This window comes from Pseudomonas sp. SA195, from assembly GCF_054131565.1.
This window is the reverse complement of the sequence record NZ_CP096392.1, coordinates 806,754-829,894: the sequence shown is the minus strand read 5'-3', so window position 1 is coordinate 829,894 and position 23,141 is coordinate 806,754. Positions and strand designations below refer to the sequence as shown.

The window sequence follows — 23,141 nt, the reverse complement described above, 5'->3', positions numbered from 1 at the left end:
GCCTGCAGGTTACGGCAATCGTCGGCGGGCTACCATGCCACCCATGCAGTTTGAAAGCGCGCTTCGGATTGGCGTGAGCGCACGCAGGGCGGACAATCCGCTCAGCCACCACAGGAGCATCGTCATGTTCGACCCGGACCGCTGCTGGCAAGCCTTGTGCGACCGAGACGAAACGTTCGACGGGCAGTTCGTCTTTGCCGTGCATTCGACCCGTATCTACTGCCGCCCCAGTTGCCCGGCGCGCCGACCGCGCCGCGACGGGGTGAGCTTTTTTACCGGCACCCGTGAGGCAGAAGCCGCTGGCTACCGGCCCTGCAAACGTTGTTCGCCGCACGGGCAGAGCCCGGCCGAGCAAATGGACGAGCTGGTCGTCGCGGCCTGCCGGCTGCTCGATGAACAGGACGGAGCCTTGCCGCTCGCGCAACTGGCCGCGCGCATCGGCCTATCCCCTTCCCATCTGGCCCGGGCCTTCAAGGCGCGCACCGGGATGACGCCGCGTGCGTGGTCAGCGGCCCGCCGGCAGGCACGGCTGGAGGCCGGCTTGGCCGGCGCCGACTCGGTACTCGACGCCGCGCTAGAGGCCGGCTTCGGCAGCACCCGCGGCGCCTATCAGCACAGCGCCGCGCTGAGCCCGGCGCAACGCCGGCGGATGGCCTCGGGCGAGGTGCTGCGCTACGCCATCGGCACATGTCCATTGGGGTTGCTGGCGATCGCCGCGAGTACCCGCGGCATCTGCGCATTGCTGTTTGGTGATCACGACAGCGAATTGCTCGCAGAACTGCGGTCCCGCTTCGCGGCAGCCGAACTGGTCCGCGACGATCAGGGCCTGGGTGCCTGGCTTGAGGCGGTAATCGCCCAGCTCGAAGAACCCGAACGCGCCGCCAGGCTGCCGCTCGACCTTCGCGGCAGTGCCTTTCAGCAGCGTGTCTGGCAGGCGCTGCGCGACATTCCGCCGGGCGAAACCCGGCGCTACGGTGAGCTGGCCGAGCGCCTCGGCACCCATCCCCGCGCAGTCGCCCGCGCCTGCGCCAGCAATCCGATCGGCCTGCTCGTTCCCTGCCATCGGGTGGTGGGCGCGAACCAGGCGCTAACCGGTTACCGATGGGGCGTCGCACGCAAGGCCGCCTTGCTCGATTCGGAGCAAGACAAACCGGGAGCCTGAGCAGGAATTGGCGGTCGGATGCTACACAGCCCGACGATCCGAGAGCCGACATGACCGAACTCAAACGCTACCGCATTCATTACCTGATCAACGGCAACCCGACCTCGCTGACGCTCAGCTCGTTCGAAGCACCCAACATGGAGCAGGCCGAGCTGGAAATCCTGCTGCATCATGTGCCCGAACCGCGCGCTGCTGTCGACGCACCCTGGGAAATCCCAGAGCGAGAAAGCGAGCACAGCCGCATGGCCGAACTGGGTGTGAGCGACATTCAGATCGAGGAAGACCAGACCCCTTGAGCTCAGGCCCTTGAACCTCCGGAGACCCTGCAGTGCCCCTGATCGACACCCACACACACCTCGATTTCGACCCGTTCGACCATGACCGGCAGGCCGTCATCGCGCGCTGCCAGGCGGTCGGCGTCGAGCGCATCCTGGTGCTAGGTGTGCATCAGGCCAATTGGGAGCGTGTCTGGCAGATGGCGTGCAACGAGCCCGCCGTCTACGCCGCGCTCGGCCTGCATCCGGTGTTTCTGCACGACCACCGGCCAGAGCACATCGACGAATTGCGTGACTGGCTGCAACGCCTGCGCGGCACCGACAAGCTCTGCGCCATCGGCGAAATCGGGTTGGACTACTACATCGAAGACCCGGCCAAGGAACGTCAGCAGGCGCTACTCGAGGCGCAACTCGAACTGGCCGACGCGTTCGAACTGCCGGTGCTGCTCCATGTGCGTCGCGCCCATGCGGCGATGATCGCCACGCTCAAGCGGCACAAGCTCAAGCGCACCGGCATCGCGCACGCCTTTAGCGGCAGCTGGGAGGAAGCGCGGGAATACATCCGGCTGGGCTACAAGCTCGGCCTCGGCGGCGCCGGCACCTGGCCGCAGGCGCACCGCATGCACCGCGTCCTGAAACAACTGCCGCTCGACAGCATCGTGCTGGAAACCGACGCCCCGGACATTACGCCGCACAGCCACGCTGGCGAGCGCAATAGCCCGGAATTTCTGCCTGACATCTGCCGCGAGCTGGCCGAACTGCGCGGCATCAGCCCCGAAGAGCTGGCCGAAGCGAGCTATCGCAACAGTTGCGAGTTGTTCGGCTGGGCGTAGAGGCGGCTCAGTCTTCGAGCGGGTCGTGGCCCCAGTTCATCAGGGATTGGCGCCAGCGGCTATCGCGCACCTCACCCCTGGGCCGCTGCGCCAGGTGCCGATGCACATAGCCGATGACCTTGCGCATCGCCTGGTAGTCATCCTCGGACAGATCAGCCTGGCGGATGCCCTTGAGCTCAAGGATGCGCTCGCCCATGTGGTGCCCCACGGCCTCGCCATCGGAGGGCGAGGAGACTTTCTCACCCTCGGCTGTCATGCCGACGCTGCGGCTCTGGTCACTGTCGAGCCAGCGGCGCAACGCCGAGGGCGTCATGTTCACGACCCGCTGGAATTCCTCACGGGTTTCGCGGTGGGCCTGCTCGTTCGATGCGCTCATCGTTCCCCCTCGCGTTGCAGGGCCGCGACCAGTTCATCCTTCTTCATCGTCGAGCGGCCGCGAATGTCATGCTGGGCGGCGCGGCGCATCAGCTCGGTCTTGTTCAGCCCGCTGAGCGCCGGTTCGCGCTCGCGGCCGGCCTTGCGGGCGACGTCCTCAGGCTGAGGCGAATGTTGGTGACCACGTCGTGAGTCCGCGCGTTTCTTGCGCGTGGTGCGGGCGTACTCCTTATCGCTCAACGACTCACGCGCATGCTTGGGCAGGTAGCGCTCGCCCGTCTCGCCGGAGGGCTTGCCCGACGCAGTGCCCCAGTCCTCCCGCGTCCACTCGCGCAGATGGTTGTCCGGGGTCTTGCGGCCTTCGTAACCACCGCCGCGCTTCTTGTACTCCTGCACGGCGTACTGCGCCTTGCGCGCCGACCACTGGCCGGCCTTGCCGCCCTTGTCGCCAGCGGTGACGGATTGCTTGACCTCGTCCCACAGGGCAGGGTCGGTCTTTTTCGCGGTACTGGCCATGAACGGCTCCCGGGTTGCTGCCTGTTCGGCAGACCCGGAGGCGTGCGGCGCCGTTCCAGGCGCCTGATGAATGGCCGACGCAGCGTCAGACGCGGAACGCACCGATCAGCTGTTGCAGGTGCCCAACCAGCGCGCTGAGTTCGCGGCTCGCCTGCTCGGTATGACTGGCACCCTGCGCAGTGAGCTGACCCGCCTCGTTGATCGCCACGATGTTTTGATCGATGTCGTGGGCCACGGCGGTCTGCTCCTCCGCGGCAGCTGCGATCTGCTGGTTCTGGTCGACGATGGTGCCGACGGCCTCGAGGATGTTCTCCAGCGCCTGACGCACCTGCCCGGACTGGCCCACCGTCTGGTCGGCCAACGCGTGGCTGGCATGCATCGTCTTGACAGCCGCGCCCACGCCGCCTTGCAGGCGCGCAATCATCTGCTCGATTTCCTCAGTGGATTGCCGGGTGCGCCGGGCCAGGTTGCGCACTTCGTCCGCGACCACGGCGAACCCACGGCCCTGCTCGCCCGCACGTGCTGCTTCGATCGCAGCATTGAGCGCCAGCAGGTTGGTCTGCTCGGCTACGCCCTTGATGACGTCCAGTACCTGGCTGATCGCCGCGCTGTCGTCGGCCAGCTGGTTGATCACGCCGACCGAGCGTTCAATCTCGGCGGCCAGACGTTCGATGCCGCCGACTTGTGCCTCGACCAGCCCGCGGCCGGTGGCCGTCTCCTGATCAACGCCCTGCGCGCTGCCTACAGCGGCCTCGGCGCTGCTGGCCACGCCCTGCGCCGTCGCTGACATCTGGTTCATGGCGGTCGCGACCTGCTCGATCTGCGCACGCTGCTCGGACACGGTTTGGTTGCTCTGCGCCGAAATGCGCTCGACGCTGGCGGCTTGGCGCTCGACGTCGCCTACGGTCTGGCCGACCCGCTCGATCAGCTCGCGTATCCGCTGCACGGTCTGGTTGAACACCTGGCCCAACTCGCCCAGTTCGTCGCGGCTCTGCACCTCGAAGCGGGCCGTCATGTCACCGGCAGCGACACGCTCCATCGTCGCGCCGAGGCTGCGCAGCGACGCGCGGGTAGACATGTAGAAGGCGCTGTAGAGGTACACGACGAGGAGGAACACCAGGGCCAACGCGACCAGCAAAAGGGTCATGGTCAGCTGTTTCTCGTCCAGTCGCAGCGTCAGCTCATCATCGAGCAACGCCAGAACGGCATCGTTGAGCGCGTGGGTCTTGGCCATTTCCACGCTGACCTGCTCGAAAAAGGCTTCCCACGGGCCGTCGAGCGATTCGGCCATGATCACCTGATCCTGGAACAGCTCGTTGCTCAACTGCAGCGACTCACGGCTGGCACGCGCCAACCCGTCGAGCCGCTGCGCGGCGGCACCGCTGCTGCCGAGTACATCCTGCAGTTGCGCGCCGTATTGCACGTCCTGCTTTTCCAGCTCGAGCAACAGGTCGTCGAGCTTGTTGCTGGCGTCCGAATTCAGATAGCCCTGCCCAAACGTGTAGGCACCCACCGCACGCCCCTCGCCGAGCATCGCAGTGATCCCGGGCGTGACGGAGCTGATCAGCTCCGTCAGCAAGCGCACGTCCCGGTGAGCATCCTGGCTCAAGCCGGCCTGGCTGGCGATCAGCTTGATCATGACCTGTGTCTTGCCAAGTAGCGCCCGTGCCATGGCGGCCTTGGCCTGCAGCGATTGCTGGCTGCTAGCCGCGTCCAGCGCCGTGGCAAGCTCGTCACGCCGGGCAATGAACTCGGCTACCTGCTCCGGGTGCTCGCTGACCGGCTCGAGCGCCTCGACCTGCCCCCTCAGCTCGGCTTGAACCTTGTCCAGCCGCGCCTTCAGCGCCTGGTCCTCGCCTGTCTGGCCAATGATGGCTTCAATCTCGACCAGGTCTTTCCAGTCCTGCGCGGCGCGGCGAAGCTGCATGGCCGTACCGAGCAGCGACAGGCTCTGCAGCTCGGTGCGAGTGCCGACGAACTGGCGGTATGAATCACGCACCAAATAAAAGTTGGTCAGCAGCATGGGCACGAAGAACAGCACGCTGATCAGGCTGAACTTCATGCCGAAGCTGAGCCGGTTCATGAAAGCGATGGCGGGATGCAACAGGATATTCAAGGACGCTCTCCCCATGTTCTTGTTCTGGCGCGCCGCTCGGGCTGCGGTCGGGCTCGAGGGGAGCCCTTGGTGACCCGAGGGCTATCGGTCCTGGATACCGCAACTTAAGGTAGTGGCACCATGATGGCGCCACAACTGGCAGAAGGCGCGTCGATTCCGGCCTATCCAGCGTGCTTATCGGACGGTCGGAAGTGGGGATTTATAGGGCAGATCAGGCCAGCAGCGTCCAGCCGGCGATAACGGCGTACCAGAGCATACGCGTGCGCACCAGCATGGCCGCCAGACTATCGAGGCGCGCCAGACCGGCTTCGCCGGTGGCTGCCGATTCTAGATCCGCGGCCGCCGGCCCGGCTTCGGCAAGCAGCTGCCGGGCGGGGATATCCCAGTGCAACAGGTCGCTGAGCAACGCCCGGTGCATGGCGACGAAGTTGCCTACCAAACCGAAGCTCGCCAGCAACACGCGCACCGGCAGCCAGTCGAAGGCATGCAGCAACTGCCCGGCTCGCTCGCGCATGGCCTCGTTGCGAACATGCTCAACACTGAGCACGAGCAAGCGATAGGCCAGCGCAGCCATAGGCCCCAGGAGCAGGTACCAGAAGATCACCGCGAAGAACCCCTGGTGGCTACGCCAGAGCAGCTGCGCCTCGACTTTGCGCAGCAGGCTGGGGGCATCGTCGGTGACGAGACCAAGGTCACGCTCAGCCACCAGCGCGGCCGCCTCTTCGTCGCCACGATGCCAAGCATCACGAAACGGCCCGAGCTCGCGTTTGAAGTCGCCGCGGCCGAGGCTGTACAGCATGACCAGCAGATGCAGCGGCAATGCGAGCCAACCATAGGCCAGGGGCTGCAGCATGGCCAGCAGGACGCCAAGCAGCAGCACGGGCCCGAGGATTAACACCAGCAGCCCGACCCAGGGCCGAGCGTTCAGCCCCCGGCGGGCTTCGACGCGCTCGCGCAGACGCAGCCAGGGGCCGTCCTGCTGCACCTCACGGCGCCAGTCGGTGAGCTTTTCGATGACCAGAACCAGCAATACCACTAGAAAAACCATCTTTCGTGTCCTTGTGTCGGTCAGGCGACAATCGACGCGTCCCGCAGGCGCTGCCAGTCGAATGCGGGGCCGGGGTCGGTCTTGCGGCCAGGGGCAATGTCGCTGTGCCCGCAGACCCGCTCCGGGGTGATCGCCGGATAGGCTTGCTGCAGCAGACGACACAGGCTGATCAAGCAGTCGTACTGCGCATCGCTGAACGGCGTTTCGTCGGTGCCTTCGAGCTCAATGCCAATGGAGAAGTCATTACAACCTTCGCGCGTGCAGAAGTTCGACACGCCGGCGTGCCAGGCGCGGTCCAGGCAGGACACGAACTGGGTGACAGCGCCATCACGCTCGATGAGGAAATGCGCTGATACCTGAAGGCTCGCGATTTCCTGAAAAAACGGATGCTCTTCCACCGGCAGCCGGTTCTGAAAGAACTCCTGCACCTTGCCCGTACCGAAGCAGCCGGGCGGCAGGCTGATGTTGTGGATAACGAGCAGGGAAATCTCACCGTCAGGCCGCCCATTGAAGTTGGGCGATGGGCAATGACGTACACCTCGGCACCAGCCTGTGGCCTGGTCCAGCTGCATGACGGCGATCCTGCGATTGGGCGGCGTAGCAGGCTAGCGCCGCCGGGCTTGGCGAGCAAGCACCGCGGGGCCTAGCCGGCGGGTGCTGCCCCGCGCTTTTCGTCACGCCGCGATGCCAGGCGGTCGGCCAAACGCGTCGGTTCCGGCAGGCGATAACGGGTCACGTAGCGCATCACCAGCGCCGGCGCGGTATTCAGGCTGACGCGATGGCCCGGCGATACGATCAGCGGGCGTACCCGGTCCTTGCTGCGCAGCACCGTGCCGATCACCCGGCCCTGCTTGTCGCGCAGGTCGGTCCGCTCGCCTCGCGTTTCACCCAGATCATCATGCACGCCGGTGAGGATCTTTTTCGCCACGCCGATGGTGGGCAGGCCGGTGATCACGCCCAGGTGCGCCGCGATCCCGAGGCCGCGCGGGTGGGCGATGCCGTGTCCATCCGAGAACACCAGATCGGGAATGTCGCCCAGCCCTTCTAGTGCCTGCAGCACGGCTGGCAACTCACGAAACGACAGCAACCCGGGAATGTAGGGCATGCGGGTGGGAATACGCGCCAGCGCCTGGGCCTGTACCTCCAGCGTTTCGGCATCCAGCAACACGGCCGCGGCGCGCGTGATACGCCCTCCCTCCTCGAAGCCGACATCGACACCGGCAACCAAGCGCAGCGGTTCGAAGTCGTCTTCAAGGGTCACCTGCGCCGCCAGCCGGACCTGTGTTTGTCGCGCGGCGGCAGTATCGCCATCCCAGTCGGCAAAGGTGGGCCGTACGAAGCGGCGTGTGGCTGGCATCGTGGCAATTCTCCGAAAAGTGTTTACGTTCGAAAGCGGGACTGCGCGCGCGGTTCAACGTGCTAACGACCTTAGGCGACTGGACAGCCGCGCAAAAAAATAAGACGCTCCCGCCGGTTCGCGGCAGATTCACCCTGCTTCGCTTCATAACAATAAACAGAACAGCCAGATCTTCAGCCATGCCTATCGCACAACCTTTGAAGCGCGTCAGCATCCTAGCCACCGAGGGTGTCTTCGCCTCGACGCTCATGCAGGCGAAGGATTTCTTTCACATGGCCGCCCTACGCTCCGGCAAACAACGCGGGCTCGGCCTTGCGCCGGCCTTCGAGACGCGATTGGTCAGTCCGGACGGACAGCCAGTCGCAACCTTCAGCGGCACCCGGATCGAAGTGGACGGCGCGCTGGAAGCGACCGACGCGGTCATCCTGCCGGCGTTCTGGGGCGATTTCGATGCGTTGAGCCAGCGCTATCCCGAGGTCACGCCCTGGCTGAAATCCCGCCACCAGGCTGGCAGTGCCATTTGCGGCGAGGCCACCGGGGTGTTCTGGATGGCTCATGCCGGGCTGCTCGATGATCGCGAGGCAACGACGCACTGGCGCTTCGCCAACGAATTCACTGCGCGCTTCCCGCAGGTTCAGTTCACGCCAGAGCGTCACCTGACCGACAGCGACAATCTCTACACGGCCGGCGGCACGACGTCGGCCTGCGACCTTTACATGCATCTGGTGGAGCGCTACTGCGGGGCCAGCATTGCCCAAGGGATGGCGCGCGACATCCTGTTCGAAGTGCAGCGCAGCTATAGCCCCGGCCGCATCGGCTTCGGCGGGCAGAAACTGCACCTGGATACACGCGTGCTGCAGATCCAGGAATGGCTAGAGGAACATTTCGCGGAGAAATTCCGCTTCGAGGACGTTGCGAGAGAGCACGGCATGAGCATCCGCAACTTCATGCGGCGCTTTCAGAGCGCGACAGGCGACAAGCCGCTGCATTATCTGCAACGGCTGAGGATCGAGACGGCGAAGAGCCTGCTCTCCACCACGCGCAAGAGCATCAAGACCGTCAGTTATGAAGTTGGCTACGACGATGCGAGCTTCTTCGCTCGCCTGTTCCGCCAGCACACCGAGCTGTCGCCGAACCAATATCGGCAGCAGTACCGGTTGAAGAATGGCTGAGGCATCGAGGCTGGACGAGCGCTGTCCAGCCTTTGCCCATCGCATTTAGCCGTGAGGACTGGAGGGCCTGAAGAAGGTGCGACTCGCGGCGTCCGGCCCTCAAGCCCCAGCACCAGTCAGGGCTTGTGTGGCCGCGACAAGTACTCGTGCGACTGCATTTCCAAAAGGCGGCTCAACGTGCGTTGGAATTCGAATTCCAGCCGCCCGCCGGCATAGAGGTCTTTCAGCTCTACTTCAGCCGAGAGAATCAGCTTGACGTTACGGTCGTAGAACTCGTCGACCATGTTGATGAAGCGACGCGCCATGTCGTCCTTGGCCACGTTCATCTGTTCGATATTCGAAACCAGCACGGCATCGAAGATCTTGCCCAGTTCGATGTAATCGTTCTGGCTGCGCGGGCCGTCGCACAGGGCACGGAACTCGAACCACGCCACGCCGCAGGCGACCTTGCGCGCCATGATCTCGCGGTTCTCGATCATCAGTGCTTCGTTTTCCTGAATCTTGCACTTCTCCGGCAACAGGCTGCGGAAGCTCTTTTCCAGGCTCTGCTCGGCCTCGGCGTCGAGCGGGAAGTGATAGAGCTCGGCCTGCTCCAACGCGCGCAGGCGGTAGTCGATGCCGCTGTCGACGTTGACGATTTCGGTGTGCTTCTTCAGCAACTCGATTGCTGGCAGGAAGCGCGCCCGCTGAAGGCCATCCTTGTACAGGCCGTCCGGCACGATGTTGGACGTCGCCACAAGGCTCACGCCGTTTTTGAACAGCTCCTCGAGCAACGTCGCGAGGATCATCGCGTCGGTGATATCGGAGACGAAGAACTCATCGAAGCAGATCACCCTCGACTCGTCGGCGAACCGTTTGCCAATGATGGTCAGCGGGTTCTTTTCGCCTTTAAGCGTCTTCATTTCTTCGTGGACGCGCTTCATGAAGCGGTGGAAGTGCGTTCGAGTCTTCTGCTCGAAAGGCAACGCATCGAAGAAGGTATCGACCAGGTAGGTCTTGCCGCGCCCGACGCCACCCCAGAAATACAAACCCTTGATCGGCTCCTGTTTCTTGCCGAACAGCTTGCCGAGCAGGCCTGATTTACCGCGCTCATCGGCGACCAAGTCGTCGTAGAGACGCTGTAAGTGGCGGACGGCATTTTCCTGCGCAGCATCATGGAAGAAATCAGGACGTTTCAGGTCAGCCTGATAGCGCTCGAGAGGGGTCATGGCGGGGTCTGGGTAGTGAAACGGGGCCGACACTGTAGCCGCGCCCTCGGTCGTTGGCAATTTACGCAGATCGTTCAATCACAGCGCCTCGGTAGTCCTTCGATGCACGCGATCCACCGCTGGACTGGGTGGACCGCGCTCCGGGTATCACTCGGCCAGCGTCGCCAAAGCCTGGCGCAAGCGCAACATGGCTGCCTCAAGCGCCACTTCATCGCGGTAGGCCGGGCTGTCGGCGATGCAGGTGCCGTCGAGCCACAACGTGAATTGATCGTTTTCGTCAGCACGGAGTTCCAACGCATCGACACGTTGCGCTACCAGCGTCTGGGTGACCTGGCCGATAGCCTTGGGGTCATCGAACGGGCGTGACAGCAGCAGCTGCTCGCCATCGGCCGCGAAGAAGCGGAAGCGGAAGCGGCCGTCGTCGTCGCGGAAGCTGGCAAAACGGGCAGTCTTGCCGGCTTTCTTCTTGATGGGCGCGGCGCTCTGTACTGCGCTGCGGAAGTTACGCAGCCCCACCGCCTCGCGCAGCTCAGCCAGGAAAGGTGTCGCCACCTTGCGCGCCTTGGCGGCACCGGCCTGAAGAATATCCTCCAGGTCACCCGGCCTGCTCATCAGCGCGTGATAACGCTCACGTGGCGCGCTCAACTCGGCATCGAGCAGCTCGAACAAGCGTTGCTTGGCCTCGCCCCAGGCGAGCCCGCCCAGCAGATCGGCACGGAACTCGGCCAGCTGCGTTGGTGTAGCGAACGCCTGGTAGAGGGTGAACAGGTGGGCGTCGTCCGGGTCTTTCGGCTCGCCGGGCAGCCGCGAGTCGGTAACGATGCGCGCAATCGTACTCTTCAGCTCTTTGGCACTGGCGAACAGCGGGATGGTGTTGTCGTAGCTCTTGGACATCTTGCGTCCGTCGAGCCCCGGAAGCGTCGCCACGCTTTCCTCGATCAACGCCTCGGGCGCGGCGAACAACTCCTTGCCATTACCGAACAAGTGGTTGAAACGCTGGCCGATGTCCCGGGCCATCTCGACGTGCTGGATCTGGTCGCGTCCGACCGGCACCTTGTGCGCGTTGAACATGAGGATGTCCGCAGCCATCAGCACCGGATAGCTGAACAGCCCCATGGTGACGCCGGCATCGGGGTCTTCGCCAAGCTCGAGGTTACGATCGACGGACGCCTTGTAGGCGTGAGCGCGGTTCAGCAGCCCCTTGGCCGCGACGCAGGTCAGCAGCCAGGTCAACTCTGGAATCTCGGGGATGTCGGACTGCCGATAGAAGGTCACGCGCTCGGCATCGAGGCCACTGGCCAGCCAGGTCGCTGCAATCTCGAGCCGTGACTGCTGGATACGCCGAGGATCGTCGCACTTGATCAGCGCATGGTAATCGGCAAGGAAATAGAACGAATCGGCATTGGCATCGCGACTGGCGACGATCGCCGGGCGGATAGCTCCTGCGTAGTTGCCCAGGTGCGGGGTGCCGGTGGTGGTGATACCGGTCAGAATTCGGGTTTTCATATCAAAGTCTCGTGTCTTGGGTGGCCAGCCGGATCAATCCAGGCGCGGCGCAACCAACTCCTTGAGGTCCACCAGCTTGCCGTGAAAAAAGTGGCCGCATTCTGCCACCTTCAGCAACTCGTGGGGGCGCGCGATCGCTGCAGAAAATGCATGCACCGAGGCCGGATCGACGACCTCGTCGTCATCCGGCTGAATGATGGTCAGCGCGCAGCGCTCGGCCAGCGGCAGCCCGTCGAGACGCGACACGGCCGGCGCGACCATGAACAACCGGTCCAACGATTCCCCCCGTGCTTCCATCCGCCCCGCCAACGCTGCGGCAACGAATCCGCCGAAGGAAAAGCCGAGCAGAGTCACCGGCAAGCCTGGCTGCTGTGCCCGAAGCCACGCCAGCGCTGCTTCGGCATCTTCGACCTCGCCCATCTGCATGTCGTGGCTGCCGGCGCTGGCACCAACGCCGCGGAAATTGAAGCGCAGCGTGTCATAGCCAGCATCGCGTGCCGTGCGCTGCAACGTGCTAACGACCTTGTTGAGCATGGTGCCACCCTTGACCGGATTGGGATGGCAAATCAGCGCAAGGCCTCGTGCTTGAGGCTGCTCGAAATGAAGAGCTTCCAGCGCCCCGGCCGGGCCCTCGAGGGTGATGGGGTTTTCGCGTTTCAACAGGAATGGCTCCGTGACCTTGGGAGGGATAGGCTCGTCTCGCTAGGGCTGCCTGGGACCGCAAAACACGCGTCACGGTATACAGGGCAGGTACGAGACGTTAACGTATCAAGCCGTGGAAAGACCACCGCAAAGACGATGGCACAGCGGGCCCAGGCGCTCTACAGCGCCGGTCGCCTTGTTCGCCTGACAGCGTTTGCGCTTTCCATGGCCTGATCAGCACAGCCGTTTATATAGAGGAAGGACTCGTGGAACAGACCCTCGCGACCTGGTTGCTCCCCATCGTCGGCGTGATTGCCGGCATCGCTATCGGTTACCTGATAGCCCGTAACAGTGCGCCGAACAGCACGCAGCGTCAGGTGGATGAACTGCAGGAACGGCTGGACACCTACCAGAGCGAAGTGGTGAGCCATTTCAATACGACGGCCAGCCTGCTACGAAAACTCACCAATAGTTATCAAGATATGCAGGACCATCTGTCCGAAGGCGCTGACAAGCTCGCGCTCGACGAACAGACCCGCCAGCGCCTGCTTGCCGCCCTGCACAGCCAAGACACCCACACGCACCGTGAGCGCCTGAACTCACCCGCCTTCACCGAGCCGCCCAAGGACTACGCCCCGAAGGACGCCGACGCACCGGGCATGCTCAACGAGAACTTTGGCCTCAAGAGCCGCCACTGAAAACCTCGCCGGCGCGCGCTCGCCGCGTGCCGCACGCGTCTACTGCTTCAACCGCATGGACAGGTCGATGGCCTGCACATGCTTGGTCAGCGCCCCGATCGAAATGTAATCGACACCCGTTTCGGCCACGGCTCGCAAGGTCTCGTCACTGATCCCACCCGAAGCTTCGAGCTTGGCCTGTGCTCCGGTCATCTGCACGGCACGGCGCATGTCGTCGAGGCTGAGCTCGTCAAGCATGACGATATCCGCGCCGGCTTGCAGCGCCTGCGCCAGCTCATCGAGGCTTTCTACTTCCACCTCGACTGGCTTGCCTGGGGCGATCCGGCGCGCAGCCTCGACCGCAGCGGCAATGCCACCGCAGGCAGCGATGTGGTTCTCCTTGATCAGGAAGGCGTCGTATAGGCCGATTCTGTGGTTGTGGCAGCCCCCACAAGTCACGGCGTACTTCAAAGCCATACGCAACCCCGGGATGGTCTTGCGGGTATCGAGCAAGCGCACGCCGGTGCCCTCGACCAAATCCGCGTAATGCTGGCAGCGCGTCGCCACACCGGATAGCGTCTGCAGGAAGTTCAGCGCTGTACGCTCGCCACTCAGCAATGCGCGAGCCGGCCCCTCCAAGTGGAACAGTACGCTGTTCGCGGCGACCCGCTGCCCGTCGGCGACTTGCCAGTGCACCGCAACTCTTGGGTCGAGCTGGCGAAAGACTGCGTCGACCCACGCCGTACCGCTGATGACAGCCGCTTCCCGCGTAATGACCGAAGCATGGGCAAGCCGCTCCGCCGGTATCAATAGCGCAGTGATATCACCGGTTCCAACATCCTCGGCCAGGGCACGACGAACATTGCTTTCGACCTCGGCACCGAGATCCGCAAGAGTGAGATTGGTCACGACAGGCTCCCTTCAAATTGGGCGAAAGTATACGGCGTAGCCAGGCGATAAAGCAGACCGGAGCACGTGCTGCAGCCGCTCGGTAACGGCGGGACGACCGCCCGTAGGAAAAGCCGGGAGTATCTGTGAGCTGGGTCATGTCCAAGAGAAATCCGGGCTAGGCTACCGAACAGGATGCATATAATGCCGTCATAAATTGACGCCACGAAAATGGCGATTAACGCCAGACGCTCGCAGCCGTTGCCCTACCTTCATATCAACGGCATGCTACGCGATGGAAGCGCCCCAGCAGGCGACCGGAGAGTTTCGATGCGAACCGATGCGAAAGTGGTGCACCTGAAGGCTGCCCCTGAGCAAAAGCCGACCTCACCGGCAGGTCGATTACCTGTCGCACTCATCAGTGTGCGCGACAAGGCTGCCCAGCAGCTACGCCTGGCGCTGCAAACCCTGTTCGACAACGCTGACGATTCACTCTTCGAAATAGCCGACCGCGCCACCAGCAACGCGGAGCAGAACGCTTTCTTCGAGGCCATGCGCGAGTTGCGCATGAAGCGCCGCAGTATCGAGCGCGGCTTTCTCCAGCAGATCTTCGAGTCCTTTTCCAAGCTCAACCAGTACGAAATCGGCAAGCCCACTGAACCGGAGGCTTCGTTTGAAAGCCTGGCTCTGGTGCAAAACGACGAACTGGAAGAGTCGGTCGCCGTCGACACCATGGTCACCAAGGTGATGAATCGTGCGACGCAACCACTGAGCCACCTGACTACGCGCATGAATGCACTGGTCAGTCGCAAGCTCGACGACAAGAGCAACCCGCTCGGGCCACAACAGCTCTGCGAGTTCTTTCTCGAGGCGTGCCGCTGCCTGAGCGTCGACATCAAGGTCAAGCTGATCATCCTCAAGCTGTTCGAGCGTTACGTGCTCACCGACCTCGACCAGCTATACGCCGAGTCCAACCAGACGCTGGTCGCAGCCGGCGTACTTCCCGAACTGCAATCGGCACAGCCCCGTCGTACTCAGACGCGCACCGGCCATGCCCCGGCAAGCTCCGCTGCCCCTGCACCGCAGGCGGGTACCGCGACAGGCCATGCCGACGAAGGCTACCAGGAAGCCTTCAGCACGTTACACGCGCTGCTCTCCGAACTTCGCGGCAGCGCCCTACCCGCGCGCAACGTACCAAGCGATGCGATTCCGATTTCCAGCAATGACCTGATGCGGCTGCTGTCGCATATGCAGGCCCGCGCACCTCAGCAGATCGACGATTTCGACCTGCAGGCTCAGCTCGAACAACTGCTCCATCGCGTCAGCGCCAAGAGTGGCAAGTCGCGCGTGGTTGGAGAAGTCGACGAGGATGTCATCAACCTCGTGTCGATGCTGTTCGAATTCATCCTTGATGATCGGACCCTACCTGACTCGCTGAAGGCACTCATTGGGCGCCTGCAGATTCCCGTGCTGAAAGTTGCGGTGCTGGACAAGACGTTTTTCAGCCGCGGCAGCCACCCAGCCAGACGCCTGCTCAACGAAATCGCGTCGGCCTCGATGGGTTGGGGTGATCAGGACGAAGCCCAGCGCGACAGCCTTTACCAGAAGATCGAACAGGTGGTCTCGCGCCTGCTCAATGACTTCGTCGATGACCCTTCGATTTTTTCCGAGCTGCTCGCCGACTTCCTCGCCTTTACCGGCGATGAACGCCGCCGCAGCGAATTGCTCGAGCAACGCACCCGCGATGCCGAAGAAGGCCGCGCCAAGGCCGAGATGGCTCGCCAGGAAGTCGAGCACGCCCTAAACCAGCGCTTGCTCGGCAAGACCCTACCGGAAGTGGTTGTCCGGCTGCTGCAGGAAGCCTGGAGCAAAGTCCTGCTATTGACCTGCCTGAAGTACGGGACCGGGTCGCAGCAGTGGCAGGACGCCTTGGCGACGATGGATGACTTGATTTGGAGCGTGACCCCGCATGACGATCCCGCCTCCCGGGCTCGACTGCTGGAGGTTGTACCCAGCCTGCTGAAGAACCTTCGCGAAGGCCTGGTCAGCGCTGCTTTTGACCCCTTTTCAACAAGCGACTTCTTTACCCAACTCGAAGCCCTACACGTACAGACGCTCCAGCAGTTTGCACCAAAGCCCGTCGAGGCCCTGGCACCGGAGCAAAGCGAGCCCGCCAAGAACGAGCAGTTCGTCGAGCCCACTAACGATCCCACGCCAGCCATGGTCGAGGTCGTTGACGAAATTGTCCTGCTGGCACCGGGCGAGAGCCGTGAGGAAGAGCCTGAGGTCAACCTGGAGGCCAATGACGACGCACTGAGTCAGGTCGACAACCTGCGCGTCGGTAGCTGGGTCGAGTTCCAGGAAGATGAGGAGCACAAGCTGCGCTGCAAGCTGGCCGCGATCATCAAGCCCACCGGCAAATACATCTTCGTCAACCGCACCGGCATGAAGGTGCTGGAGAAGACACGCATGGGCCTGGCTATCGAGTTTCGCCGGGGCGCCATCCGCCTCCTCAACGACGCACTCCTTTTTGATCGTGCGCTCGAATCGGTGATCGGCAATCTGCGCAGCCTTAAAAACAGCAACCGCTGAGCCTACCGGAGCGAGCGCTCCGGCAACACCGTAGATGTTCCAACCTATCGCGGCCCTTGGCTTTTGCCGAAGCACCGCTAGAATGCCTGCATCTCCTTTCGAGGTGCCCATGCCCAGCCGCCTGTCACCAGAAGACCAGAAGCGCGTTGAACATTATCTCAGCGCCCCGCAACACCAGGTCGAGCGAAAACCATTTCGCCCTTGGCTTTTGCTTCTGCTGGTCCTGTTCGTCGTGATCGGCCTAGGCCTGTTGAGCCGCCTCCTTAGCCGCCTGGTGGTCTGAGCCGATCTACGCTCCCACCCGCCCGCCCGGATTCCGTAGCCTTATGAGTTCACCCCATGACACATCGCATCGTTATCGTTGGCGGCGGCGCCGGCGGCCTGGAACTGGCCACCCGCCTTGGCAAGACGCTCGGTAAGCGCGGCAAGGCCCGCGTAACGCTGATCGACGCCAACCTTACCCATATCTGGAAACCGCTGCTGCATGAAGTCGCAGCCGGCTCCCTGAATTCGTCCGCCGACGAACTCAATTATGTCGCCCAGGCCAAGTGGAATCACTTCGAATTCCAGATGGGCCGGATGTGCGGCCTGGACCGCGCCGAGAGGTGCGTCCACCTGGCAGCTTCCTATGACGACCATGGCGTGGAGCTGGTACCGGCTCGCTCGCTGAATTACGACACCCTGGTGATCGCTGTCGGCAGTACGACTAACGACTTCGGCACGCAAGGCGCCGCCGAGCATTGCATCTTTCTCGACACACGGGACCAGGCCGAGCGATTCCACCGCAACCTGCTGAGCCACTACATGCGCGCGCACGCCAGCGAAGGGCGCAACGGCACGATCAACATGGCGATCGTCGGGGCTGGCGCGACCGGGGTGGAGCTGGCGGCAGAGCTCCATCACGCGGCTCGCGAGCTGGCCGCGTACGGGCTGGATGGAATCAAACCGGAAGACGTGCACATCACCCTGATCGAAGCGGGCCCACGGGTATTGCCGGCGTTACCGGAGCGCATCAGCCAGCCGGTTCACCAGACGCTGCGCAACCTGGGCGTGACTGTACTGACCGATGCTGCCGTCAGCGAAGTGACAGGCGACGGTCTCCACACCAAGGACGGCAACTTCGTCCCCGCCAGCCTCAAGGTGTGGGCAGCCGGCATTCGCGCGCCCTCGTTCCTTCGCGACATCGACGGACTGGAAACCAACCGTATAAATCAACTGGTGGTGCAGCCCACCCTGCAAACGACACGCGACGAAAACATCTTCGCCTTTGGAGACTGCGCGGCCTGCCCGCAGCCGGGCAGCGATCGCAACGTCCCCCCGCGGGCCCAAGCGGCGCACCAGCAAGCATCGCTGCTGGCCAAATCCATCGCGCTACGCCTGCAAGGCAAGAACCTGCCTAGTTACCGCTACAAGGACTACGGCTCGCTCATCTCGCTGTCGAGTTTCTCAGCGGTGGGCAACCTGATGGGCAACCTTACCGGCAACGTCATGCTGGAAGGCTGGCTGGCTCGAATGTTCTACATATCGCTGTACCGCATGCACCAAATCGCCCTGTACGGCATGGCTCGTACGGCACTGATGATGGTCGGCGATAAGCTGAGCACCAGCACAGTTCCACGCCTGAAGCTTCACTAGCGAGCACTCGTTGCGAGGCTGATGCACCATCCAAGCGATGGCTGCGCCAGCCAACCAACGAGGCCTTAACAAAAATCAGGGCAATAAAAAAGCTGGAAGACCGATAGGTCTTCCAGCTTCATAGCCTCTCTGAGGCAATTTGGTGGGTCGTGTAGGATTCGAACCTACGACCAATTGGTTAAAAGCCAACTGCTCTACCAACTGAGCTAACGACCCAAAAATGGTCGGGGTAGGGGGATTCGAACTCCCGACATCCTGCTCCCAAAGCAGGCGCGCTACCGGACTGCGCTATACCCCGACAGGGAAGTTGGCTCCGCGACCTGGACTCGAACCAGGGACCCAATGATTAACAGTCATTTGCTCTACCGACTGAGCTATCGCGGAACTGAGTCTTCCATCTCATCCGGGCCGAGCTACTGCAAACGCCCTTCAGAGGCGCGCCATTTTACGGTTATCGAAGCGCCTGTCAACAGAAAAAATGCGATTCGTGACAATGCCTTGCGGCGACCTGGGCACTGGGCAGACGCCCAGCGCCGCGCACACTGGCTGATCGGAGATCGAATGCGGTCGCCTTCAGCCAAACACCAGTTCACCCGCCTCGACCCTGCCTGAGATTGTCGTACCCGGCTCAAAGGCGCCCGAGAGGATCCGTTGCGCCAATGGGTTCTCAATCCAGCGTTGGATAGCTCGCTTGAGCGGCCGCGCGCCGTACACCGGGTCGTAGCCAACGGCAACCAGCTTGTCCATGGCCTCATCCGACAGTTCCAAGCTTAGGTCCCGCTCGGCCAGCCGCTGACGCAACCGGGCGAGCTGGATCTTTGCAATCCCGGCAATCTGATCGCGGGCGAGCGGATCGAACACCACCACCTCGTCGATCCGGTTGATGAACTCGGGACGGAAGTGGCTACTCACCGCATCCATGACAGCCGCGCGCTGGGCGTCCGGGTCGCCGACCAGCTCCTGAATTTGTGAGGAGCCGAGGTTGGAGGTCATCACCACGACGGTATTGCGGAAATCCACGGTGCGCCCGTGGCTGTCCGTCAGGCGGCCGTCCTCGAGTACTTGCAGCAGTATGTTGAACACGTCCGGGTGAGCTTTTTCCACTTCGTCGAGCAGCACCACTGAATAGGGCTTGCGACGCACGGCCTCGGTCAGGTAGCCACCCTCCTCGAAACCGACGTAGCCGGGCGGAGCACCGATCAGGCGGGCCACGGAATGCTTTTCCATGAACTCGGACATGTCGATGCGAATCATCGCCTCCTCAGTATCGAAGAGGAATTCGGCGAGGGCCTTGCACAGCTCGGTCTTGCCTACGCCGGTGGGGCCAAGGAACAGGAAGGAGCCGCTTGGCCGGTTCGGGTCGGCCAGGCCTGCGCGAGAGCGGCGCACCGCGTTGGCGACGGACACGACCGCCTCGTGCTGACCGATCACCCGCTGATGCAGCAGGTCCTCCATTTTCAGCAACTTCTCGCGCTCGCCTTCGAGCATTTTCGAGACTGGGATGCCAGTCCACTTGGAGACGACCTCGGCGATTTCTTCATCCGTCACTCGGTTGCGCAGCAGCTGATTCTCAGACTTACCGTGCTGGTCGACCATTTGCAGGCTGCGCTCCAGGTCGGGAATGATGCCGTACTGCAGTTCGGCCATGCGCGCCAGGTCGCCCTTGCGGCGCGCTGCCTCGAGATCGGCCTTGGCCTGCTCGATCTTCTGCTGCATCTGCGCTGAGCCCTGTACTTCGGCCTTTTCCGACTTCCAGATTTCCTCCAGGTCAGCGTAGTCACGCTCGAGCTTGGCAATGTCGTCGTCCAGCTTGGCCAAGCGCTTGCGGGTCGCCTCGTCATCTTCGTTCTTTAGCGCCTCGCGCTCGATCTTCAGCTGGATCAGCCGTCGCTCGAGGCGGTCGAGCTCCTCGGGCTTGGAGTCGATTTCCATACGAATGCGGCTGGCGGCCTCATCAATCAGATCGATCGCCTTATCCGGGAGCTGGCGATCGGTGATGTAGCGGTGCGACAGCTTAGCGGCCGCAATGATCGCGCCGTCGGTGATGCTGACTCCGTGGTGCACTTCGTAGCGCTCTTTCAAGCCCCGCAGGATGGCAATGGTGTCTTCTTCACTGGGCTCGTCGACCTGCACCCGCTGGAAGCGGCGCTCAAGGGCGGCGTCCTTCTCGATGTACTGGCGGTACTCGTCGAGCGTGGTGGCGCCAACACAGTGCAGCTCGCCGCGAGCCAGCGCGGGCTTGAGCATATTGCCCGCGTCCATGGCACCCTCAGCCTTGCCGGCTCCGACCATGGTGTGGAGCTCGTCGATGAACAGGATCACACGGCCCTCCTGCTTCGACAGCTCGTTGAGCACGGCCTTGAGTCGCTCTTCGAATTCGCCTCGGAACTTGGCGCCGGCGATCAGCGCGCCCATGTCCAGCGCCAGTAAGCGCTTGTCCTTGAGCCCGTCTGGCACTTCACCATTAACGATGCGCTGCGCCAGCCCTTCGACGATGGCGGTCTTGCCCACGCCCGGCTCGCCGATCAGCACGGGGTTGTTCTTGGTCCGCCGCTGCAGGACCTGGATAGTCCGGCGAATCTCGTCGTCACGCCCGATCACCGGATCGAGCTTGCCCTCTTCGGCACGACGCGTCATGTCGACGGTGTATTTATCCAGCGCCTGACGCGACTCTTCGGCGTTGGGGTCATTGACGGCGGCCCCGCCGCGCAAGTTGTTGATGGCATTCTCCAGCGCCTTCTTGCTCACGCCCTGTGCGAGCAGGAGCTTGCCCAGACGGGTGTTGCCGTCAAGCGAAGCGAGCAGGACGAGCTCGCTGGAGATGTACTGGTCGCCCTTCTGCTGGGCAAGGCGATCAGCCTGATTGAGCAATCGCGCCAGCTCCTGGGACATGTTCATGTCGCCGGTGGGGTTCTGCAGCTTCGGCAGCTGGTCCAGTTCCTTGGTCAGCGCCTGGCGCAGGCCGTTGATGTCGAAGCCGACTTGCATCAGCAGCGGTTTGATCGAACCACCCTGCTGATCGAGCAGGGCCTGCATCAAATGAAGCGGCTCGATCGAGGCATGGTCGAGGCCGACGGCAATGGACTGGGCGTCGGAAAGCGCAAGTTGCAACTTGCTGGTCAGACGGTCGATACGCATGGGGTCACCTTTACGAGTAAAACAGGCCGGCGCACTGAACCGCACCTCGAAAGAAAGCCTGCGAGATGGGAAGTTAGATGAGGTTGATTGTTGGAGATTCAAGTCGCGCCGCATTGACGCACGTCATCGGCACAGCATTGCGGCAAGCAGCGTAGGACGCCGCCGATTCAGTCGAGCCAGATCAAGCTGGCGAAGCGCCCGGTATGCGATTCACGGCGGTAGGAGTAGAAGCGCGGATCCTGAAAGGTGCAGAAACCGCCGCCATAGACGTCGGTCACGCCACAGGCAGCCAGGCGGATGCGTGCCAGATGATAGAGGTCGGCCATGTAGCGGCCAGGGTTGCGGCTGGGCACGAAAGCCTTCGAGGCTGCAGCATGGCTCGTCACGAAGGCCTCGCGCACCTCGCCCCCCACCTCGAAAGAAGCCGGCCCGATGGCAGGCCCGAGCCAGGCCATCAGGCGATCCGGTGCGACGTCCAACTCGGCCACAGTGTGTTCCAGGATGCCACCCGCCAACCCACGCCAGCCAGCATGAGCCGCAGCCACGCGATGTCCATCGCGATCGCAGAACAGTACCGGCAGGCAATCGGCAGTGAGCACTGCACAGGCGAGCCCCGCGACATCGGTCCAGCTTGCGTCAGCCTGCGGACGACCCGCCTCACTCGCCAGCGTCACGATCGTCGAATGGGTCTGCTTGAGCCAAGCGGGCAGGCAGCCCAATGTGACATGCAGACGCTGCCGGTTGGCGGCAACGGCCAGCGGATCATCCCCGACGTGATCGCCCAGATTGAACGCATCGAACGGCGCGAGACTGACCCCACCCTGGCGAGTGGTCACGCAGGCGCGAACATTTCGAGGCGCAGGCCACTTGGGGACAAGCCACTCTTGCGGCCAATGCGTCATCCGACGAACGCCTCACGGTCCTGCTGCAACAGGCTCAACAGCCAGACGAAATCATCGGAGAGCGGCGACTCCCATTTCATGCGCTGCCCGGTCACAGGGTGGTCGAGCTCAAGGAAGCGCGCATGCAGCGCCTGCCGGGGAAAATCACGCAGGGTCTGCACCATCGTCGGGTTGGCCGCCGGCGGTATGCGGAACCGCCCGCTGTAGAGCGGATCGCCCACGAGCGGAAAGCCGATGTGGGACATGTGCACGCGAATCTGGTGAGTCCGCCCGGTTTCCAGCTTGACGCGCACATGTGTGTGCGAACGAAAGCGTTCAAGGACTCGGTAATGGCTGACCGCCGGCTTGCCGCTGTCGGTCACGGCCATACGCTGCCGCTGCTGCCCATGGCGACCAATCGGCGCATCGACGGTGCCGCCACTGATAACCACGCCGATCACGATGGCCTCATAAATGCGGCTGACACTGCGCGCTTGCAACTGCTCGACCAGGCGAGTCTGCGCTTGCAGCGTCTTCGCCACGACCATCAGCCCGGTGGTGTCCTTGTCCAGCCGGTGTACGATGCCGGCCCGCGGTACGTTGACCAATTCGGGGACATGGTGCAGCAGCGCATTGAGCAACGTGCCATCGGCATGCCCTGCAGCGGGATGAACGACAAGGCCTGCCGGCTTGTTCAGCACCAGGATTTGCTCGTCTTCGAAGACGATATCGAGGGGGATGTCCTGCGCTACCCATTCACCCTGCGCCTGCTGTTCGGCAGAAAGCTCGAGTACGGCACCCGCATGTACCGGATCACGCGGGCGCAGCGAGGCGCCGTCGACGGTCAACATCCCGTCTTTGATCCAGGCTGCAAGTCTTGACCGCGAATGCTCGGAGAAGAGTTGCGCAGCCACTTGGTCGAGACGCTGCCCCCCCAGCTCGAAAGGTACTTCGGCACGGAGATGGATGGCCTGGCTGGAAATCGTCGACATAACTTGAGCGCTTCGTGAAGAGTTGAGCGGCCGGGACGGCGCGCGTATCGCCTGCACACGGTACTCGCAAGGTGCGGCAGCGGTTAGGCAAACGAGGTTGGCGGCTTTCGGATCCGCCTCAGGCGGCA

At 63.0% G+C, this 23,141-nt stretch carries 21 protein-coding genes and 3 tRNA genes; 8 read left to right on the top strand and 16 right to left on the bottom strand.

Translation table 11 applies throughout. The annotated features are described in order from the left end of the window. The first annotated feature begins 124 nt into the window (after window positions 1-124). The 3 genes from ada to M1D78_RS03745 are packed head-to-tail and all read left to right on the top strand — an operon-like array spanning window position 125 to window position 2,270. On the top strand, window positions 125-1,162 hold the full coding sequence (gene ada, locus M1D78_RS03755; protein ID WP_437422597.1) for a bifunctional DNA-binding transcriptional regulator/O6-methylguanine-DNA methyltransferase Ada: 1,038 nt from the start codon (window positions 125-127) through the stop codon (window positions 1,160-1,162). Window positions 1,163-1,212: 50 nt separating this feature from the next. Beyond that, window positions 1,213-1,458, top strand: coding sequence for a hypothetical protein (locus M1D78_RS03750; protein ID WP_437422596.1), 246 nt, complete (start codon window positions 1,213-1,215; stop codon window positions 1,456-1,458). 32 nt (window positions 1,459-1,490) lie between these two features. Next, window positions 1,491-2,270: a TatD family hydrolase gene (locus M1D78_RS03745; protein ID WP_437422595.1), complete on the top strand. Its 780-nt coding sequence runs from the start codon at window positions 1,491-1,493 to the stop codon at window positions 2,268-2,270. A gap of 7 nt (window positions 2,271-2,277) precedes the next feature. Here M1D78_RS03745 and M1D78_RS03740 read toward each other — a convergent pair whose 3' ends face one another. The 6 genes from M1D78_RS03740 to nfi all read right to left on the bottom strand — a co-directional run bounded on the left by M1D78_RS03740 (window position 2,278) and on the right by nfi (window position 7,682). Then, window positions 2,278-2,646 carry a DUF3140 domain-containing protein gene (locus M1D78_RS03740; protein WP_437422594.1) on the bottom strand — a complete coding sequence of 123 codons (369 nt, stop codon included), beginning with the start codon at window positions 2,644-2,646 and terminating at the stop codon, window positions 2,278-2,280. Then, window positions 2,643-3,161, bottom strand: coding sequence for a hypothetical protein (locus M1D78_RS03735; protein ID WP_437422593.1), 519 nt, complete (start codon window positions 3,159-3,161; stop codon window positions 2,643-2,645). Before M1D78_RS03735 ends, M1D78_RS03740 begins: the two co-directional genes overlap by 4 nt. Window positions 3,162-3,246: 85 nt before the next feature. Next, window positions 3,247-5,277: a methyl-accepting chemotaxis protein gene (locus tag M1D78_RS03730; protein WP_437422592.1), complete on the bottom strand. Its 2,031-nt coding sequence runs from the start codon at window positions 5,275-5,277 to the stop codon at window positions 3,247-3,249. A 211-nt stretch (window positions 5,278-5,488) separates the two neighbouring features. Further along, window positions 5,489-6,325 carry a regulatory signaling modulator protein AmpE gene (gene ampE / locus M1D78_RS03725; protein WP_437422591.1) on the bottom strand — a complete coding sequence of 279 codons (837 nt, stop codon included), beginning with the start codon at window positions 6,323-6,325 and terminating at the stop codon, window positions 5,489-5,491. 20 nt (window positions 6,326-6,345) lie between these two features. Then, window positions 6,346-6,897 (bottom strand): 1,6-anhydro-N-acetylmuramyl-L-alanine amidase AmpD, encoded by a 552-nt coding sequence (gene ampD / locus M1D78_RS03720; RefSeq protein WP_437422590.1) that lies wholly within the window; start codon window positions 6,895-6,897, stop codon window positions 6,346-6,348. A 71-nt stretch (window positions 6,898-6,968) separates the two neighbouring features. Then, on the bottom strand, window positions 6,969-7,682 hold the full coding sequence (gene nfi, locus M1D78_RS03715; protein WP_437422589.1) for a deoxyribonuclease V: 714 nt from the start codon (window positions 7,680-7,682) through the stop codon (window positions 6,969-6,971). Window positions 7,683-7,861: 179 nt separating this feature from the next. Between nfi and M1D78_RS03710 the strand changes: the two genes are divergently transcribed. Next, window positions 7,862-8,854, top strand: a complete 993-nt coding sequence (locus M1D78_RS03710; RefSeq protein ID WP_437422588.1) for a GlxA family transcriptional regulator — start codon at window positions 7,862-7,864, stop codon at window positions 8,852-8,854. Window positions 8,855-8,970: 116 nt separating this feature from the next. On the opposite strand, the gene zapE is transcribed toward M1D78_RS03710, so the two are convergent. From zapE to M1D78_RS03695, 3 genes are all read right to left on the bottom strand, one after another. Next, window positions 8,971-10,062 carry a cell division protein ZapE gene (gene zapE, locus M1D78_RS03705; RefSeq protein ID WP_437422587.1) on the bottom strand — a complete coding sequence of 364 codons (1,092 nt, stop codon included), beginning with the start codon at window positions 10,060-10,062 and terminating at the stop codon, window positions 8,971-8,973. Window positions 10,063-10,209: 147 nt separating this feature from the next. Next, window positions 10,210-11,568 carry a tryptophan--tRNA ligase gene (locus M1D78_RS03700; RefSeq protein ID WP_437422586.1) on the bottom strand — a complete coding sequence of 453 codons (1,359 nt, stop codon included), beginning with the start codon at window positions 11,566-11,568 and terminating at the stop codon, window positions 10,210-10,212. A gap of 33 nt (window positions 11,569-11,601) precedes the next feature. After that, a complete protein-coding gene (locus M1D78_RS03695; protein ID WP_437422719.1) occupies window positions 11,602-12,231 on the bottom strand; it encodes an alpha/beta hydrolase in 630 nt (209 codons plus the stop codon). A 245-nt stretch (window positions 12,232-12,476) separates the two neighbouring features. Here M1D78_RS03695 and M1D78_RS03690 point away from each other — a divergent pair, with 245 nt between their 5' ends. Continuing rightward, window positions 12,477-12,908 (top strand): Z-ring associated ZapG family protein, encoded by a 432-nt coding sequence (locus M1D78_RS03690; RefSeq protein WP_437422585.1) that lies wholly within the window; start codon window positions 12,477-12,479, stop codon window positions 12,906-12,908. A 39-nt stretch (window positions 12,909-12,947) separates the two neighbouring features. Here the strand turns inward: M1D78_RS03690 and nadC are convergent, their stop codons facing one another. Beyond that, window positions 12,948-13,796, bottom strand: coding sequence for a carboxylating nicotinate-nucleotide diphosphorylase (gene nadC, locus M1D78_RS03685; protein ID WP_437422584.1), 849 nt, complete (start codon window positions 13,794-13,796; stop codon window positions 12,948-12,950). Between the two features lie 309 nt (window positions 13,797-14,105). On the opposite strand from nadC, the gene M1D78_RS03680 reads away from it, so the two are divergent. The 3 genes from M1D78_RS03680 to M1D78_RS03670 all read left to right on the top strand — a co-directional run bounded on the left by M1D78_RS03680 (window position 14,106) and on the right by M1D78_RS03670 (window position 18,002). Continuing rightward, a complete protein-coding gene (locus M1D78_RS03680) occupies window positions 14,106-16,367 on the top strand; it encodes a DUF1631 domain-containing protein (RefSeq protein ID WP_437422583.1) in 2,262 nt (753 codons plus the stop codon). A 109-nt stretch (window positions 16,368-16,476) separates the two neighbouring features. Continuing rightward, the gene (locus M1D78_RS03675) at window positions 16,477-16,650 is read left to right on the top strand and encodes a DUF3094 family protein (RefSeq protein WP_437422582.1); all 174 of its coding nucleotides are present in this window, start codon (window positions 16,477-16,479) and stop codon (window positions 16,648-16,650) included. A 56-nt stretch (window positions 16,651-16,706) separates the two neighbouring features. After that, a complete protein-coding gene (locus M1D78_RS03670; RefSeq protein ID WP_437422581.1) occupies window positions 16,707-18,002 on the top strand; it encodes an NAD(P)/FAD-dependent oxidoreductase in 1,296 nt (431 codons plus the stop codon). A 140-nt stretch (window positions 18,003-18,142) separates the two neighbouring features. On the opposite strand, the gene M1D78_RS03665 is transcribed toward M1D78_RS03670, so the two are convergent. From M1D78_RS03665 to rluD, 6 genes are all read right to left on the bottom strand, one after another. Beyond that, window positions 18,143-18,218: transfer RNA gene (locus tag M1D78_RS03665), tRNA-Lys, on the bottom strand. Window positions 18,219-18,223: 5 nt separating this feature from the next. Further along, window positions 18,224-18,300, bottom strand: a tRNA-Pro gene (locus M1D78_RS03660). A gap of 10 nt (window positions 18,301-18,310) precedes the next feature. Continuing rightward, window positions 18,311-18,386 (bottom strand) — tRNA-Asn (locus M1D78_RS03655). Between the two features lie 189 nt (window positions 18,387-18,575). Continuing rightward, window positions 18,576-21,140 (bottom strand): ATP-dependent chaperone ClpB, encoded by a 2,565-nt coding sequence (gene clpB / locus M1D78_RS03650; protein WP_437422580.1) that lies wholly within the window; start codon window positions 21,138-21,140, stop codon window positions 18,576-18,578. A gap of 167 nt (window positions 21,141-21,307) precedes the next feature. Continuing rightward, on the bottom strand, window positions 21,308-22,042 hold the full coding sequence (pgeF, locus tag M1D78_RS03645) for a peptidoglycan editing factor PgeF (RefSeq protein ID WP_437422579.1): 735 nt from the start codon (window positions 22,040-22,042) through the stop codon (window positions 21,308-21,310). Next, entirely contained in the window at window positions 22,039-23,013 is a 975-nt protein-coding gene (gene rluD, locus M1D78_RS03640) for a 23S rRNA pseudouridine(1911/1915/1917) synthase RluD (RefSeq protein WP_437422578.1), read from the bottom strand. Before rluD ends, pgeF begins: the two co-directional genes overlap by 4 nt. Window positions 23,014-23,141: the final 128 nt, after the last annotated feature.